Origin of the sequence: Lutibacter sp. A64, from assembly GCF_022429565.1 — a bacterium.
In the GTDB taxonomy this organism is placed as follows: Bacteria; Bacteroidota; Bacteroidia; order Flavobacteriales; family Flavobacteriaceae; genus Lutibacter.
The window spans coordinates 480,540-498,988 of the sequence record NZ_CP092487.1; the positions used below are offsets into that span (position 1 = coordinate 480,540).

11 protein-coding genes are annotated in these 18,449 nt (G+C 32.3%); 10 read left to right on the forward strand and 1 reads right to left on the reverse strand.

What is annotated here, in order from left to right:
• Positions 1-87: 87 nt before the first annotated feature.
• A complete protein-coding gene (locus MKD41_RS01745) occupies positions 88-4,047 on the reverse strand; it encodes a hybrid sensor histidine kinase/response regulator transcription factor (RefSeq protein ID WP_240243732.1) in 3,960 nt (1,319 codons plus the stop codon).
• Between the two features lie 457 nt (positions 4,048-4,504).
• On the opposite strand from MKD41_RS01745, the gene MKD41_RS01750 reads away from it, so the two are divergent.
• The 10 genes from MKD41_RS01750 (at position 4,505) to MKD41_RS01795 (ending at position 18,368) form a co-directional block, all read left to right on the forward strand.
• On the forward strand, positions 4,505-7,435 hold the full coding sequence (locus tag MKD41_RS01750; protein ID WP_240243733.1) for a SusC/RagA family TonB-linked outer membrane protein: 2,931 nt from the start codon (positions 4,505-4,507) through the stop codon (positions 7,433-7,435).
• A gap of 16 nt (positions 7,436-7,451) precedes the next feature.
• Positions 7,452-8,981 (forward strand): RagB/SusD family nutrient uptake outer membrane protein, encoded by a 1,530-nt coding sequence (locus MKD41_RS01755; protein ID WP_240243734.1) that lies wholly within the window; start codon positions 7,452-7,454, stop codon positions 8,979-8,981.
• A 90-nt stretch (positions 8,982-9,071) separates the two neighbouring features.
• Positions 9,072-10,202, forward strand: coding sequence for a cellulase family glycosylhydrolase (locus MKD41_RS01760; protein WP_240243735.1), 1,131 nt, complete (start codon positions 9,072-9,074; stop codon positions 10,200-10,202).
• An 85-nt stretch (positions 10,203-10,287) separates the two neighbouring features.
• Entirely contained in the window at positions 10,288-11,292 is a 1,005-nt protein-coding gene (locus MKD41_RS01765; protein ID WP_240243736.1) for a glycoside hydrolase family 43 protein, read from the forward strand.
• Between the two features lie 3 nt (positions 11,293-11,295).
• Positions 11,296-13,059 (forward strand): sugar-binding protein, encoded by a 1,764-nt coding sequence (locus MKD41_RS01770; protein WP_240243737.1) that lies wholly within the window; start codon positions 11,296-11,298, stop codon positions 13,057-13,059.
• A 6-nt stretch (positions 13,060-13,065) separates the two neighbouring features.
• The gene (locus MKD41_RS01775) at positions 13,066-14,100 is read left to right on the forward strand and encodes a glycoside hydrolase family 43 protein (protein ID WP_240243738.1); all 1,035 of its coding nucleotides are present in this window, start codon (positions 13,066-13,068) and stop codon (positions 14,098-14,100) included.
• Between the two features lie 4 nt (positions 14,101-14,104).
• The gene (locus MKD41_RS01780) at positions 14,105-15,160 is read left to right on the forward strand and encodes a glycoside hydrolase family 2 TIM barrel-domain containing protein (RefSeq protein WP_240243739.1); all 1,056 of its coding nucleotides are present in this window, start codon (positions 14,105-14,107) and stop codon (positions 15,158-15,160) included.
• 8 nt (positions 15,161-15,168) lie between these two features.
• The gene (locus tag MKD41_RS01785; RefSeq protein ID WP_240243740.1) at positions 15,169-16,365 is read left to right on the forward strand and encodes an aldose epimerase family protein; all 1,197 of its coding nucleotides are present in this window, start codon (positions 15,169-15,171) and stop codon (positions 16,363-16,365) included.
• Positions 16,365-17,420 carry a glycoside hydrolase family 43 protein gene (locus MKD41_RS01790; RefSeq protein WP_240243741.1) on the forward strand — a complete coding sequence of 352 codons (1,056 nt, stop codon included), beginning with the start codon at positions 16,365-16,367 and terminating at the stop codon, positions 17,418-17,420. The genes MKD41_RS01785 and MKD41_RS01790 overlap by 1 nt, the downstream gene beginning before the upstream one ends.
• Positions 17,421-17,507: 87 nt before the next feature.
• On the forward strand, positions 17,508-18,368 hold the full coding sequence (locus tag MKD41_RS01795; RefSeq protein WP_371824277.1) for a glycoside hydrolase family 43 protein: 861 nt from the start codon (positions 17,508-17,510) through the stop codon (positions 18,366-18,368).
• Positions 18,369-18,449: the final 81 nt, after the last annotated feature.

Genomic DNA, 18,449 nt, shown 5'->3' on the forward strand with positions numbered 1-18,449 from the left:
TATTGAAATTTAGCATTAACTTAAAAAATATAAATTATGTGAAAATTAAGAATATTTGATTGACACTTTTTAAAGATATATATAGGTTTAATTTTCTTCATTACTGTTTAAAAAATCTGAAGGTGTCATATTAAATTCTTTTTGAAAATTACGACCAAAACTTGTTTGAGATCGGTAACCAACTTTTTCTGCAATTTCAAAAATCTTATTATTTGTTGTTTTTAATAGATAAGCGGCCTTTTTAAGTCTGCTAATATTGATCAATTCATTTGGAGAAAGATCAGATATTTCTTTAATTTTTCGGTACAAAGTGGATCTACTCATGTTCATCATTTCAGCTAATGACTCAACATTTAAATCAGGATCCATTAAATTTTTTTCAATGATTTTATCTAATTTAGAAAGGAATTTATGGTCTATCTCAGATAACGAAAGAGATTTTAAATGTGCTAGAGGAGAGTTACTATAGTGCCCCAAAATAGTACGTCTATTTTCTAATAGATTTGAGATTTGAACTAACAAGTGTCCCATGGAGAATGGTTTGGAAATATAAGCATCTGCACCCGCTTCTAATCCTTCAATTTTGGAATTTAGAGTACTTTTTGCTGTTAAAAGAATTACAGGAACATGGTTAGTATTTATATCTTCTTTTATTTGTTTACAAAGTTGAATTCCATCTTTAACAGGCATCATCACGTCGCTAATAACTAATTGAATATCAAAGTTTAAAAAATAATCCCATGCGTCTTGACCATTTGAAGCAATAAGTACATTATAAGTTTCGGTCAACTCTGAGTAAATAAAGTCTGCTAATTCACTGTTGTCTTCAGCAATTAAAATTACGGGGACATTTTTTTTAAAACTAGTAATAACAGTTTTTTCACTATAAACTTCTTCGTTAAATGATAATTCTTGCTTAACCTCAAACTCTTCAGTTTGTTTAATTGGTATTTCTAAAATAAAATTATTCATTTCGTTTTTTATATTACAATACAGTCCGCCGTGATGTAAATCTGTAAGAGAATACGCAAGAGATAGTCCAATACCGGTACCAAGATTATGACTATCACCTTGAATTCTATAAAAGGGTTCAAATATTTTTTTCTGGAGTTCAAAAGGGATTAATTCACCATCATTCTTAATAATAATTTGAAAATTATAATTTAATTCGAAAAGTGATATTTCAACTTTAGTCTTAGAGTATTTAATAGCATTATTGAAGAGATTGCTTAGTATTTTTCGAATAGCTTCTTCATCAACAAAGGCTAAGATATTTTTTTTCGGTTTGATTAACTTAAAACTTAAGTTTTTTTCATTAATCATCTGGCTAAACCTTAAATGCGTTTCTTCTAATAGGTTATTTATATTAATTTTTTTAAAAGTGAGTTTTATGTGTTTCATTTCAGTTTTACGAAAATCTAACAGTTCATTAACAAGATTGAGTAACCTTGTCGTGTTTTTTTCCATAATTTCTAGATTCCTTGGGATTTCTGGAGATTTATAAGTGCTTTTTAAAAGTTTTTCCAACGGACTCTTGATAAGTGTCAATGGTGTCCGAATTTCATGAGCTATATTGGTGAAAAACTCAATTTTAGCTTTATAAATTTCTTTTTCTTTTTTGTTTTCAAGTTGTTTTATTTTTCGTTTTCTTTTGGCTCTGTTATACCTATGATCATATCGAAGCAATAAAAATAAAAAAAGCAGAAAAAAGATTGTATATAAAATATAGGCTATTCTACTTTTTGAAAAAGGTGGTAAAATTTTGATATTTCTGTAATTATGGCTCCATATACCATGGCTATTTAGGGCTTTAATTTTAAAGAGATAATTACCTGGGGGTAACTCGGTAAAAGCAATTTCAGGGTTTTTACCAAGACTTATCCAATTATTATTATTATTATTATTATTATTATTTAGTTCTTCTAATTTATACCAATATTTCGTCATTTTTGGAGCAGTATAACTTAAAGAAGCAAACTCTAAATTGAAAGTTGATTCTTTATTGTTCAATTGAATTTTATCTGAAAAAAGAATTGATTTTTCTTTAGAAGAGTACTCATCTACAGGCATCACTTCTTTATTGTGTATTTGAATATTTGTGATATAAATTGGTGGATGATATGTGTTTTTGATAAAAGTTTCAGGATTAAAACTTATCAATCCATTCACGCTTCCAAAATACATTTCACCTGATTCATCTTTAAAAGAAGAACTATAATTGAATTGATCACTTAATAATCCGTTAGATTTAGTAAGGGTTTTTATTTCTTCTGTATCGGGATTATATTCTACTAATCCCTGTGAAGTAGATATCCAAAGTTTTTTATTTTTATCTTCAAGAATTGAATAGATAACATTGCAAGGGAGATTATCTTCTTTGGTAATTCGGGTAAAGTTGTTTTTTTTAGGATCATACAAGTTTAAGCCATTTTCTGTGGTAATCCACAATCTTTTATTAGAATCCTCAAAAATTCCATTGATGACATTAGAACTAATACTATTGGGATCATTCTGGTCATATTTAAAAAAGTTTTTTTTACCACTATTAGGATCATAGGAGTAAAGACCATCCCAATATGTACCTGCCCATAAAACACCTTTTATGTCTTCTATTAAATAAGTATAATGATGAACTTCGGGAAACTCAGATACCACTTGAAATGAGTTGGAATATTCTAGGTATCTAAAGATACCTGAAGATGTCAAAACATAAATATCTCCATTTTTGGTTTCTTTGATATATAAAATGAAATCACTTTTTAAACCTCCCTCATTCTTACGAGTACCATAGTGATTGATGATTTTTCCAGTTTTGATATTCATTACATCCAAACCATGCTCAAAGGTACCTATCCACAGTTCATTTCCTCGAGGAAGTAGTCCATGTATATTGTAATGAGAAATATTCCCATTATTATTAATTGAAGGATAGTTTTCGAACTTCCCTGTGGATAAATTCAATTTATTAAGTCCAGCATCTTCAGTTCCTATCCATAAATCGCCATATTGATCTTTTTTAATTTCCCTCACAGCATTTCCACTAATAGAATTTTCACCCACTTTTGGAAAATACCGTTTAAAGGGGGTATACTGTTTGGGATAATAATTAACACCTCCAAAATACGTTCCTATCCATACTCCTTCTTCCTCATCTAGAACTAAAGAATAGATTGCATTATCTGAAATGGAATATGGGTTATTATAATTTTTCTTAGAATTTTTATATTTACCAGTTTTGAAATTGTAAATAAATATTCCGGATTCACTGGCTATCCATAGCTCTTTATTGTTCTTTTTTAAAAATTTTCTTACAAATAGAGGGTTCTCTTTTTCATTTAACAAAGAAGATGACTTTCCTTCAGATAACTGGTGAATTAAAGCTCCATTATTTTTTGTACCTATAAAAATTGTGTCATCTGAAATATTAGCCGCAATTTCAGTAATAATTATAGATTCATTATTTTTATAACTTAAATCAATTTTTTGGAATGAATTATTGCTTTCTATGTATTCAAATAAAATTTCTGATGAAGAAACATATATTTTTCCAGATTTACTTGTAGAGATAAATGAAAAATATGATTGCTTATAAATATCTTCCTTACCGGTGTGTAATGATCGTTTATGGAGATTTCCTGATGCAACGTACCAAATGTTTCCTTTTTTATCATTTTCAATATCAAGTATGGGCTGGTTTTTAGTGCTTTCAATTAGACTAAAAGACTCCATTTTTTCATTATACTTAAAGAGACCAGTATCTGTACCGACCCATATTACATTTTTGTATTCGTGTAAACACCGTATGAAATTACTTCCAAGACTATTAGTGTCTCCTGGTTTATGCTGAAATATTTTATAATTATATCCATCAAATCGATTTAATCCATTCTTTGTTCCAAACCAAATAAACCCCCGATAATCTTGGAGCATACTTAACACAGAATTATGGGATAATCCATCTTCTACACGATAATGATGGAATGATAAACCTTGGGCATTAACACTAAAAAACTTCAGGAATAATATAATAATTAATAAGTGTCTCATTGTTACAAATCTACATTAATTAATTAATAATTTTAAGCATCAATTCGTCTCATTGTTCAACAATTTGTATCAAATTTATGGCGAGAATTATCTTTTGTTAAAGTTGAACGATATTGTAGAATAATTGAAACCATAAATATATTAATAATCGAAATAAAATAATTTTCTTTGAAGAATAATGAATTGATGTTTATAGGTGTGTAAAATTATTTATATAATAAATTTAAACTGATTTATTTGATAAATTAAAAAAGTATAAACATAAGATAAGAGCTCTTAAAATTTATATATGAATAAGTTTGTTAGTCAATTCGTTTCACTAAACCATTCATTAACTTAAAAAATTTCTAAATGAAATTCTATTATGAGAACTAAATTACTATTTAATTTTAAGTCATTTTTTATTCTGACTTTTATTCTTCTTTGTGTTCAGCAAACCTTTGCACAAAGAATTGAAGTGACAGGAACAATTACCAGCATTGATGGAGAACCCGTTCCATTCGTAAATGTTGTGGTAAAAGGAACATCTCTGGGAACCTCAGCAGATATTAATGGAAAGTATTCCGTTATGGCTGATGGGGATCAAATTTTAGTTTTTAGCTACATTGGCTATAAAACTATTGATGTCCCAATTAACAATCAATCGATTGTAAATGTTTTTTTACAGGAAGATATTGCTGCATTGGATGAAGTTGTTGTTGTGGGGTATGGGACTCAGAACAAAAAAGATCTTACCAGTGCGGTTTCTATTGTAAAATCTGATCAAATTCAGAAACGACAATCTACTACAGTTGCAGAAAGTCTTCAAGGTCTTGCTGCAGGTGTAAATGTAAGAGGAGGAGGACAGCCCGGTCAGGAAGCAAAAATAGAGATTCGGGGATTGAAAAACCTTCAGAATGCGAATCCGTTATATGTAATTGATGGATTAATTACTACTGCAAATAGAGATTTTAATTCTAATGATATTGAGACTATTCAGATTTTAAAAGATGCTGCAGCTGCGGCAATTTATGGATCTCGAGCTGCAAATGGAGTTATAATTATCACAACTAAAAAAGGTAGAGAAGGACCTCTTAAAATAACTGTGAGCTCAAAATTAAGTGTTACCGAGGTACCACGTTATGATCTTGCAGGTCAAGAAGAATTTGTTCAACTAAACAATATGGCATATGATAATGCTGGAATACCAAGACAAAATTTGAATCTTGATGTAAATACTGATTGGCAGGATGAAGTATTCCGTACTGGACTTATTCAGGATCAAAATGTTAGTTTTTCTGGAGGAGGAGAAAATTCTTCATATTTTATGTCTGGAAATTATTTAGGGAATAAAGGAACCGTAATCGATACAAAATTTGAAAGAATCTCTTTTCGTGTAAATAGTAGTGGAAAGAAAGGAATTTTCAGTGTAGGTGAGAATCTTGCTTTATCAAATTCCAAGAATAATGAGATTGGTGGACCAGAATCAATGCGTGGAAATCCATTTATTGATGTATTAAGATTATTTCCTACGATACCAGTATATGATGAGAGCAATCCAGGAGGATATGGTTATGGAAAATCAGGTGTAGCAAATACTTTTGGCGCAAACCCAGTTGCGATATCAAACCTTATAGATCAGACTAACGAAAATTTTAGAATTAGAGGTAATGTATGGGCAGAGCTTGATCCATTCCCATTCTTAAAATATAGAATAAGTTTTGGTTATGAAACGAGTTTTGATAGTTTTAAGTATTTGAGAAAAGAAGGAAGTTGGACATTAAACCAACCTTATGATCCTTCTTCAACAAGTCAAAATAGAGCCCAGTCTCAATCAAAAATACTTGAAAATACTCTTACTTTTAAGAAAAGATTTGGTAAACACAATCTTACGGTATTAGCAGGTACAACTTACCAAAAGGACAGTTATGAACAAATAAATGGATTAAAAAGAAATCTTTTGATTAATCCAAATACAGGTGAATATTTTGATGTTCTTGATCTAGGAGATCAAGCACAAGTTGGTGGTTTTAGAAATGAAGCAACATTACTTTCTTACTTAGGTAGGCTTGAATACAATTTTGATGATCGTTATTTATTAAATGCCGTATTTAGAAGAGATGGTTCTTCAAGGTTTAGCGATGAAAATAAATGGTCAAATTTTCCTTCGCTTTCATTAGCATGGAGATTAAATAATGAATCTTTTTTTAATTTAGAAAGTATTAATGATATTAAATTAAGAGCGAGTTATGGTGAACTAGGTAGTGGAAATATAGGTAACTATGAATATCAAGGCTTTATTAATACATTTGGAGGTGCTGTATTTGGAGCTGATCAAGACCTAAACGCTTCTGCAACACAAGTAAGGCTCGCAAATTCTGAACTTAGATGGGAAACATTAAAGCAAACAAATATAGGTGTGGATTTTGGAGTGTTTGATGATAAGTTTCGGGTAACTGCAGATTATTTTATTGCAAAAACCGAAGATGTATTATTTGGATTCCCAATTCTTCTTTCAACAGGGAATGATGGTGGCAATCCAATTGCGAATGCAGCAACCGTAGAGAATAGAGGTTTTGAATTTAACGTAGCTTATAATAAGGTAATTAACGATGACTTTAGTTTTAATGCTTCGGTAAACTTTACAAAACTTAATAATAAACTTATAGAGCTGGGGAATGGTTTAAATGAAAGCATTCAGGGGAATACAATTACTCGTGCAGGAGAACCCGTAGGGATGTGGTATGTTCTACAAACAGATGGGTTATTCCAAAGTCAGGAAGAAATTGAAGGTTATACAAATTCTACTGGAGATGTGATACAACCTAGTGCGTTACCTGGAGATATTCGATTTGTTGATGTGAATGATGATGGTGAGATTACCAATGAAGATAAAGCAATAGTTGGCAGTCCTTGGCCAGATTTTGAGATGGGGCTAAATGCAGGAGTAAACTACAAAAATTTTGACTTCTCAATGAACTGGATTGGATCTTTTGGTGCAACTGTTTATGATGGTTATAGAAGTATTGTGGATCGATTTGATGATGATAGTAACTATAGATCTGGTGTACAGCCTTGGACTCCCGAGAATACAAATACGGATTTCCCAAGAGTAGTTAAAGGGACAACTCTTAACTCCAGAGGTGATAGTGACAGGTGGTTAGAGGATGGTGATTTTGCAAGACTAAAATATATAGGATTTGGATACAATCTTCCAAAAAAAATTCTTGATAAAATTGGTTTTTCAAAAATGCGTCTAAGTCTTTCAGCTCAAAATGTTATTACAATTACTGGTTATAAAGGTTTAGACCCTGAATTCAGTAATAGTAATATTTTTCAGAGAGGTGTGGATTTTGGATCTTATCCGAATGTTCAAACATATTCTTTAGGAATAGAATTTGGTTTTTAAACAAAATATAACAAAGATGAAAAAAATACTATTAATAATTACAGTTATCTGTTCGCTCGCAGCAGTAGTTTCCTGCCAAAAAGACGAACTAGATCTTAATAATCCGAATGCTCTTACTACAGAGCAATTTTGGGCAACTCCAAATGATGCCGAATTGGGGGTAAATTCCATATACGCCATGTTTTATAAAGATGGGATGTGGTCACGGTGGATGGCTTTTAGGTTAGATTTAACATCCGATGAAGGATTTAGTCAAAGTCCTTGGGTAGAACTTGCAGACTGGACAAGATTTAATTATATCAACTATAACTTTTGGGAAGGTAATTCTGTAACTTGGAGAGATTCGTACAAGGCGATTTTTAGAGCTAATCAAGTATTGGCGAATGTTCCTGATATTGAATTTGAAAATGAATCTAGGAAACAATCAATTTTAGCAGAAGCTAAATTTTTAAGAGCTTATAATTACTACTTTATTGGGTTACTTTGGGAAAATGCACCAATTATTCTTGCGCCTTCAAAACCGAACGATCTTCCTTTACAGTCAACACAGCAGGAAGTCTATGAACAGGTAGCATTAGATTTAGAAGATGCTTTTGCTAATTTACCAGTTCAATGGGATAATGAGAATGTGGGAAGACCAACAAAAGGGGCCGCTAAGGCAATGTTAGCCAAAGTTTATATGCAACAAGAAAAATGGAATGATGCAAAACTAGCTCTTGACTTTCTAGTTATTGGAGACGGAGCTAATTACAGTCTTGTAGCTAACTATAAAGACAATTTTACCGATCTAAATGAGAATAATTCAGAATCTGTATTTGAGATTCAGTTTGGTGATCAGCGTCGAGGAGGAACAGGTGAAGATGCTAATGCTTCAGTATCGAATACAAGAGCTCAATTCTTTGCACCACGAGGAATTGGATGGTCAGATGGACAAGCAAGATTCTGGTTAGTAGATGCATTTAAACAGGAAAAAACAGTTGATGGTGAAATTGATTCAAGATTAAGACATACATTATTTTATCCAAGTCTTTTTGAAGATTTTGGAGATAAAACCTATGGAAGAGATTGGGAATGGGGTGAAGAAGAAGCTTGGTTTAGAAAGGGAGCAAGAGATTATAAGAGAGATAATGAAGATTATTATTCTGCAGTTAACCTCAGAGTTATTAGATATGCAGATGTATTACTTCGTTATGCTGAAGTTTTAAATGAACTTGGAATGACCTCAGAGGCCTATCAATATGTTGATATGGTAAGAGCACGATCGAATATGTCCCCCTTAGCAGAAGCTTATCCTGAAATTGGAAATAATCAAGATAAATTTCTTGAGCGTTTAAAAATGGAAAGAGTTTTTGAACTTGCAGGAGAAAGTGTAAGATGGGAAGATTTAAAAAGATGGGGAGATTTAGATACTCAAGAATCTGTAGACGAGATTATTGAAAGAGATCCAGATTTCAATAATTTTGAAATAGGAAAGGATATTAGATTGCCTATTCCTCAAGTAGAAGTTGAAAATAATCCAAATCTGGAACAAAATCCTCAGTATTAATATTTATTCCCTGAAGCTTTTGAATTAAGTGCTTCAGGGATTTAAAAAAAAAGATAAATGAAAAAAATAATTTTATTTTTTGCAATGGTAATGGTATGTACTTTTTTCTCTTGCAAAGAATCCAATCAGAAAAATGAAAATCTAATTGTTGACACTTCAGGATCTAGAGATATATGGAGTAAGGATAAAGCAAATGCTTGGTTCGGTGAACAACCTTGGTTAGTAGGTGCAAATTTTAATCCAAGTACAGCAATCAATCAATTGGAAATGTGGCAAGAAGATAGCTTTGATTTGGAGACTATTGACAAAGAACTTGGTTGGGCAGAAGGTATAGGTATGAATACCATGCGGGTTTATCTTCACGACTTACTTCATAAAAATGATCCTGAAGGATTATATAGTAGAATGGATAAATTTCTTGAAATTGCTGATAAACATGGGATTAAAACCTTATTTGTTCTTTTTGATTCTTGTTGGGACCCTTTTCCAAAAGCAGGAAAACAGAGAGAGCCAAAACCTCATGTACACAATTCAGGATGGGTTCAAAGTCCTGGACAAAAAGTTCTTCAAGATAGTACTCAATATGGGCGTCTTGAAAAATATGTTAAAGAAACTATAGGTAAATTTAAGGATGATGATCGTATTCTCGGATGGGACATTTGGAATGAACCGGATAATATGACCGGACCATCTTATGAAGATGTTGAAATTTCAAATAAAGCTGAACTGGTGATTCCTTTATTAAAAAATGCGTTCGTTTGGGCACGATCTGTAAATCCTATACAACCATTAACATCGGGAGTATGGGTTGGAGACTGGAGCAATCCTGAAAATATGCTGCCAATGCATAAAATACAGTTGGAAGAATCGGATATCATAACTTTTCATAATTATAATACGCCAGCAGATTTTGAGAAAAACATAAAAGAATTACAGCGTTATGGCAAGCCTATTCTTTGTACTGAATATATGGCCAGACCAAACGGAAGTACTTTTCAAGGGTTCTTGCCAATTGCGAAAAAGTACAATGTAGGAATGTTTAATTGGGGGTTTGTAGATGGAAAAACTCAAACAAAATATCCTTGGGATAGCTGGACTAAAACCTATACTTCCGTGCCAAATATATGGTTTCATGAAGTTTTTAGAAATGATGGGGAACCTTATAAAAAAGAAGAAACTGATTTAATCAAAATGCTTACTTCTGAAGTAAATAAACATTAAAAAAAAATATCCCGCCATTTTATGTAATGTGGATGGCGGTTTTTTACTTATGAAAAAATATTTCATATTATTACTTTTTGTCAATATGATGTTTATGCCCGTTTTTGCGCAACAACCTAATCCTCCAGGACAGGTGAAAGAAGGAGGAAAACCTAAAAATGAGGCCTACTTGTTTGCACATATGACAAATCAGGACTATGGAAGGCTATATTATTCTGTATCCAAAGATGGTTTGCATTGGCAGAACTTAAATGATGGAAAACGAGTTTTTGAAGATTATCAAGGACATCCTGATATTGTAAAAGGACCACAAGGAAAATACTATATAGCTGGGAATACTAGTGATTCTTCACCAGACATAAACATTTGGGTTTCTGAAGATCTGATCTCTTGGAAAAAGTATTCAGTTTACACGCCAGATCTAAAGGCAACGTCTGGCTATGCAGAAGCATTACAGCGCATTGGCGCGCCAAAACTTTTTTATGACGATGACTCTTCTCAATTTATTATGACCTGGCATACACCTCATAAAGAAGGATCTAAAGAAGATCCTGAAAGTTACTGGGCAAGCCAACGTACACTTTATGTTTTGTCTAAAGATCTTAAGACTTTTGAAGGGCCTCCTCAGCGACTTTTTGATTGGGATTTGGGTACTATTGATGTTATTATCAGAAAAATTGATGGTAGTTATTATGCGATTTTAAAAGATGAAACCTATCCTACACTTTATTGGCCAACAGGAAAAACAATTCGGATTGCCAGATCTGGTTCTTTATTGGGACCATATTCCCTTCCTCAAGATCCTATAAGTCCAAATTTTAGGGAAGCGCCAACCTTAATTCCTTCACCAGATGGAGATAATTGGTATTTATATTATGAGCAATATCCAGGTGTGTCTTATGGACTTTCGATCTCAGATAACTTAAATGGCCCGTGGTATCAGGCATCAGGTTATACTTTTTTTAGTGATTGGGATAAATATAGTTTACCATCGAAAGTTAGACATGGTTGTATGATTACGATTTCAAATGAGGAATATAATAGTTTGGTTAGTGAATTTGGAATTTCACAAGAAATAGAAAAAAATTAGCTTATGAAATATCTACAAAAATCAATAATAATTATGTACGGTATTTGTGTTCTCAGTTGTTCTGCGGATCAATCTCTTGAGTCAGATAATCCTATTGATCCTGAAAATCCTTATTCAGAAATCGAAACAGAAGATCCTGTTCCCGGAATTAGAATTGCGTGGGATTATACTACACAAACACAAATATCTAAAGAGAATGAACTGAGTTACAACGGTTATGCAAGACTTATTCAATTAAGTGATGAGTCGCTGCTCGTAACTTATGAATCTAATGGAAATGTGTTAGTAAAAAGGAGCAATGATCTTGGTAGTTCTTGGTCAGAAGCTATATATGTAGCTACTTATAACGAAGGGGTTAATATGGCAACACCAGATCTTCTACTACTGGAAAATGGGAATGTTTTACTGTGTTATAATCCCCGTCCTGGTGAAACTGCTGCCATTTCTAAGAGATTTTTGATTAAAACAATCTTAAGTACAGATGGTGGAATGACTTGGGATGATGATCAAATAGTTTATGAGGGAGATACCAAATTTGAAAATGGTGTTTGGGAACCCACTTTATTACAATTACCCAGTGGAGAAATCCAGTTATTATTTTCAAATGAAAATATTTATCAAAGTACTAATGAGCAAAATATTTCTGTGCTAAGATCTACAGATAACGGAATTACGTGGACCAAAGAACCCGAAATCGCCAGCTTTAGAAGTGGAAGTCGGGATGGTATGCCTTCTCCTATTTATCTTCAAAATAAAAATGAAATTGTTTATTCTATAGAAGATAATGGTAGTAATAATGAATTTAAACCTTACATTATTAGAAATTCAATTTCTGAGAATTGGTCTCAAATCGTTGGAGGAAATAGTGAAAATAGAAGTTATGCATTAAAGGAGCCCATTGAAGATTCTGAACACGCAGGAGCTCCATATCTAGCACAATTGCTTACCAGTGAAACCCTTCTTTCTTATCAAGGAACTGAAAATAGAAACGGAAATAGTCTTAATAATGCTGAAATGAGAGTGGCAATTGGGGATGATAGTGTCAAAAATTTTGATAGAATTACAACTCCATTTATTATTCCTGAAAATTCTTCTTCTCTATGGAATAGCATTGCCGTACTTAAAGATAACTCAGTTGTCGCTTCAACGACTACGAATGCTTTTTCAAGCACTAAAAGCGCTGAAGTATGGATGATTAAAGGTTTTATCATTCCCGAATTAGAAGTTGAAAATGCATCCGTTTTAATAGATGGTGAAATTTTAGAAGATGTATGGTTATATGATTTTCCTATTTTAATTGCTCATAAAGGGGAAACCCAATTGAAGGCTAATATTTTGAGTGATGCTAATTATTTGTATGTTATCACAAAAGTTTTAGATAAGGTTATTTCGAGTACATCGGCAAATATTAATAATAATGACGGAAGTATTATTTATTTGGATCCTTTAAATAAGAATTATAAGAAACCAGAGATTGGTGTATTTAAAATAAATATTTCTGCTAATAATGAAATTCAAGCTTTCGAAGGGAATAATTCAGAATGGATAGAAATCGAAATACCTGGAATAAAAACTGCTGTAAGTAACATTGATGGATACATTCAGGAAATATCCATTCCGTGGAATTCTATTGGTGGGAAGCCTGATTCAGATTCCAGAATTGGTTTCAGTATGGAACTTATTGAAAAAGGAAATGCAAGTTATTTTGAAATGATTTCTACAACACAAGCAAATTCGCCATATACATGGTTAAGACTAAAAATATAAACAAATATGAAAAAAATCTATAATCTTAGCTTGCTACTTTTGCTCGCAAGCGTCACTACTTTTGCACAGTCGGGCAAATTCACAAATCCAATTTTAAGTTCTGGAGCAGATCCATACAGTACTTTTTATGATGGTTACTATTATTATACAAATACGCTTCAGAACAGATTAGTGCTTTGGAAAACAAAAAATTTAGCGAATATAAAAGACGCTGAAAGTAAAACAATTTGGATTCCACCCGAAGATACAATGTATTCCAAAAATATTTGGGCTCCTGAGTTTCATATAATAGATGGTAAATGGTATGTATACTTTGCTGCGGATGATGGGGATAATAAGAATCATCGTATGTATGTTCTGGAAAATAAATCTAAGGATCCATTTAAAGGTGAATGGAAGTTTAAAGGGAAAATTGCTGCTAATCCTGACCGTTGGGCGATTGACGGAAATATTTTTAAATATAAAGATGAACTTTATATGGTTTGGTCAGGATGGGAAGGTGACATAAACGGCCAACAGAATATTTACATTGCTAAAATGAAAAATCCTATAACAATAGAAGGTAATAGAGTTTTAATCTCAGAACCTTCATACATTTGGGAGAAGCAGGGTGATCTAGATGATGAAATAAATCCACCACATGTTAATGTAAATGAAGGTCCCCAATATCTAGAACATAATGGAAAAATATTTATTGTTTTTTCTGCAAATGGTTGTTGGACAGATTATTATTCTCTAGGGATGTTGAGTTTTACAGGTGATGATCTTTTGGACCCAGCTTCATGGGAAAAACACTCGAAGCCTATTTTTACCAAATCTGAAGAAAATTTGGTCTATGCACCTGGACATAATTCCTTTTTTAAATCTCCGGATGGAACAGAGGACTGGATATTGTATCATGCAAATTCTAATCCTGGAGATGGTTGTGGAGGAAAGAGATCTCCAAGAATGCAAAAAATAAATTGGAATAAAGATGGAACTCCAAATTTTGGAATTCCAGTATCTGAAGAAACTATTTTAAAAATACCGTCACAAAAATAAAATTATGAAAAAAACATTATATACTTTAATAGTCTTAGTATTATTTTTTGGGAGTTTAAGCGCTCAAGATCGATGGAGTAGGAAAAAGGCGAAGGACTGGTACGAAAAGCAAGATTGGCTAACAGGTGCTAATTTTATTCCGAGTACTGCTATCAATCAATTAGAGATGTGGCAGGAAAATACTTTTGATCCTAAAACAATTGATAAAGAACTTGGTTTTGCTGAAGGTATTGGCTTTAATATTATGCGTGTATATCTTCATAGTTTGGTATATAAAGCTGATAAGGAAGGATTCAAATCACGAATTAAAGAATACCTAGAAATAGCTGATTCTCATAATATTCAGACTATTTTTGTTTTATTTGATGATGTATGGGATGCCAGCCCTAAAATCGGAAAACAACCTGATCCAAAGCCAGGTACACACAACTCCGGATGGGTTCAGGATCCAGGATATCCTCAATCTGTAGATATGTCAAATTCAAGAGATCTAGAGGTATACGTAAAAGATATTCTCTCTACGTTCGGAAATGATATTCGAATTTTGTTTTGGGATCTTTATAATGAACCAGGGAATAATGATAAGGGAAATGAATCTATGGCACTTTTAGAAAATGTGTTCAAATGGGCTCGTGAAGTAAATCCTTCTCAGCCTATATCTGCAGGATTGTGGAAGTGGAGCCTTAAAGATCTTAATACTTTCCAAGCATTACATTCAGATATTATCACTTATCACTGTTATGATGAACCACAAAATCATAATAGAATTATTGAGCTTTTAAAAACTCATGGTCGCCCAATGATTTGTACAGAATATATGGCACGTACAAGAAATAATACTTTTGCCAATACCCTAACTTTACTTCATAAAAAAAATATTGGAGCAATTAACTGGGGGTTAGTAAAAGGGAAAACAAATACTATCTATGCATGGAATACTCCTATTGAATCTGGTGAAGAGCCGATAGAGTGGTTTCATGATATTTTTAGAAAAGACGGAACACCTTATCGTCAAGATGAAGTAAATCTTATTAAAAAACTGAATTCAGAACTTAAATAATATTTTCGATGAAACATTTAAAAATCACTAATATTCTTGTTGTTCTTTTTATTTTTACGTTGAACTCGTGTAAGGATAGTTTAGCAAAAAAGGGAAAATCTGTGAAAATTAAAACAGAAAAACAAAGTTTCAATAAAGAAACTTATTTAAATTCCAAAGAGTTTGACACTCTAATAGATGGTAAACAGGTTAAATTATATTGGATCGAAACTGATAGTATGAAAGCAGCTTTCACGAACTATGGAGGGCGAATTGTTGGTTTATGGGTTCCAGATGTAAATGGTAAAATGATAGATGTGATAACTGGAATGGGTAATGTGAAAGCTTATGCAAATTCAACCGAACCCTATTTCGGTGCAACCATCGGTCGAGTAGGGAACAGAATTGCCAAAGGTAAATTTCAAATTGATGGCAAGCAGTATACTATTCCTTTAAATAATGGAGAAAACAGTTTGCACGGTGGTAAAAAAGGTTTTCAATATGTGGTTTGGAATGTAGAGCAACCAGATGCAAAAACACTGAAATTAAACTATACTTCACCCGATATGGAAGAAGGTTTCCCAGGGGATTTGGAAGTGCAAGTAACTTATTCTATTACGGATATGCAATCGTTAAAAATGGAATATCATGCTGTTACTAATAAGGAAACACCAGTAAACCTTACCAATCATGCTTTTTTCAATTTGAATGGTGAAGGTAGCGGGACTATTTTAAATCATCGAGTTAGGTTTTTTGCAGATAAATTTACACCGGTGGATGAAGGACTTATACCGTTTGGACAGCATAAGGAAGTTAAAGGGACTCCATTCGATTTTACTGATTTCCATACTATAGGTGAAAGAATAAAATTTGAAAATGAACAGTTACAATTCGGAAAGGGTTATGATCATAATTTTGTATTGAATGGAACTAAAGGAAGAGGCATGGATCATGCAGCGACCATAATTGGAGATGAATCAGGTATTATAATGGATGTATACACACAAGAACCTGGAATTCAATTTTACAGTGGAAACTTTATGGAGGGGAAAAACAGATTCAAATCAGGTGTTAAAGATAAATATAGAACAGCATTTGCTTTAGAAACACAGCATTTTCCAGATGCTCCAAATCAGAAGAGTTTTCCTTCAATTATTCTCAATCCTAAAGATGAATACCATACGGTTTCTTTATATCAATTTTCTGTGGAAAACAATAAAAATTAATGATTAGGTTATCTAAAATATTATTTGGTTTACAATTTATTTTTTGCTTGTTAGGCTGTCAGGATTATCAAGAGAAATTATCAACAAAACTGGAAGTTCAAAATGAAAATAAATTTTATACAAATCCAGTTGTAAAGAGGGATTTCCCAGATCCTACAGTTATTAAAGCTGAAAATGGAACATATTATGCATATGCTACTAATACTAAAATTGATGGGATTCAAATAAATATTCAAATCTTAAAATCATATGATCTTTTACAGTGGAAAACGTTACCAGATGCGCTTCCTGAAAAACCCATATGGGCGGATAAAGATTTTTGGGCACCACATGTAGTTTATAATGAAAACACACGAAAATATTACCTTTTCTATTCTGGGGAATCTAAAGGTCAAAATATTGGGAAATGTTTAGGAGTAGCTGTTTCGGATTCTCCTGAAGGTCCATTCAAAGATAAAGGAGAACCACTGTTATGTGGGGAAGGTTTTAAAAATATAGATCCAATGGTTTATTGTGATAGGACTTCTGGTAGAAATTATCTGTATTGGGGATCTGGATTTGAAAGTATAAAAGTTCAGGAACTTTCAGACAATTTTTTAAGTTTTAAAGAAGGTAGCAGACCTAAGAATTTGATTTTTCCTATATCTGAGGATAATTCTGAAAACTATGAGAATTTAGTGGAAGGTGCGTGGTTACAAAAGCATTTAAATTTCTATTATTTATATTATTCTGGCGATAATTGTTGTGGTGAAAACGCTCATTATGCAGTTATGGTAGCAAGATCAGAAAGTCCTACAGGACCATTTGAAAAGTTTAAGAATAATAATGGGAAGCCCTATATATTGAGCAACAATGATCACTGGCGTGCACCTGGTCATAATTCTGTAATAACAGATGAAGAAGGGCAAGACTGGATAATGTATCATGCGATTGACCTTCAAGATTCTGAGAAAGGGCGTTTTTTTTTGATGGATAAAATTTATTATAAAAATGGATGGCCTATAATTGGTAATGGAACACCTTCTATTTTAAAAATCGATATACCTAAAACATAAAATATGAAACTAAAATATATTCTTATCCTCATACTTTTAAGTAATATAAGTTGTACTGCTCAGAATTTAGAACGAGATCAAATTTATTTGGCAGATCCGACGATTTTTAAAGATAACGAAATATACTATATATATGGAACAAAAGGTGATCCCAATATTAATGGTGAAGGTTTTCTGGTATACTCATCAAATGATTTAAAGCGATGGGAAGGACCTTTAGGAGCCACAGATGGGTTTGCCTTAAAGAAAGGTGATGCTTTTGGAGATCAAGGCTTCTGGGCACCACAGGTCTTTAAATATAATTCAAAATATTACATTGCTTATACAGCTAATGAACATATTTCGATTGCTACTTCTGATAATCCTCTAGGACCATTTACTAATAATATGAAGGCTTTGGATGCTCCGGTGAAACAAATAGATCCGTTTATATTTTTTGATAAAGGGAAGGCTTATTTATATCATGTGCGTTTGCAGAATGGGAATAGAATCTTTGTAGCAGAAATGAATGAAGATTTTAAAAGCATTAAGCCTGAAACTTTAAAAGAATGTATTAATGCCAAAGAGAATTGGGAAAACACTGAAAAGGTGGAGTGGCCAGTAGCAGAAGGACCAACAGTTTTTAAACATAACGGACTTTATTACCTGCTTTATTCCGCAAATGATTTTAGAAACCCAGATTATGCAGTAGGATATGCTACTAGTAAAGAACCTATAGGACCTTGGGAGAAAAGCAAAGATAACCCAATAATTTCTCAATCTAATACGAATTACTCTGGGTCAGGACATGGAGATGTTTTTTACGATAAGAATGGAAATATGAATTATGTTCTACACACTCATTATTCAGAAGAAAATGTTCAGCCCCGTAAAACAGCTATTCTAAAACTTTATTTTAAAGGAAAACAATTAATGGTGGATGAAAATAGTTTTAATTGGGTTGAATAATAATCATATATGTTTATAATAAGGAAACTAATTTACAATCAGTTTTAGATTTAATAGTAAGTAATTGATTAGCCATAAGTC

Excerpts from the sequence above, each read along its gene's own strand:
- MKD41_RS01790 (WP_240243741.1), top strand. The coding sequence starts at position 16,365 with ATGATTAGGTTATCTAAAATATTATTTGGTTTACAATTTATTTTTTGC.
- MKD41_RS01770 (WP_240243737.1), top strand. The coding sequence starts at position 11,296 with ATGAAATATCTACAAAAATCAATAATAATTATGTACGGTATTTGTGTT.
- MKD41_RS01755 (WP_240243734.1), top strand. The coding sequence starts at position 7,452 with ATGAAAAAAATACTATTAATAATTACAGTTATCTGTTCGCTCGCAGCA.
- MKD41_RS01765 (WP_240243736.1), top strand. The coding sequence starts at position 10,288 with ATGATGTTTATGCCCGTTTTTGCGCAACAACCTAATCCTCCAGGACAG.
- MKD41_RS01785 (WP_240243740.1), top strand. The coding sequence starts at position 15,169 with ATGAAACATTTAAAAATCACTAATATTCTTGTTGTTCTTTTTATTTTT.
- MKD41_RS01780 (WP_240243739.1), top strand. The coding sequence starts at position 14,105 with ATGAAAAAAACATTATATACTTTAATAGTCTTAGTATTATTTTTTGGG.
- MKD41_RS01760 (WP_240243735.1), top strand. The coding sequence starts at position 9,072 with ATGGTATGTACTTTTTTCTCTTGCAAAGAATCCAATCAGAAAAATGAA.
- MKD41_RS01745 (WP_240243732.1), bottom strand. The coding sequence starts at position 4,047 with ATGAGACACTTATTAATTATTATATTATTCCTGAAGTTTTTTAGTGTT.
- MKD41_RS01775 (WP_240243738.1), top strand. The coding sequence starts at position 13,066 with ATGAAAAAAATCTATAATCTTAGCTTGCTACTTTTGCTCGCAAGCGTC.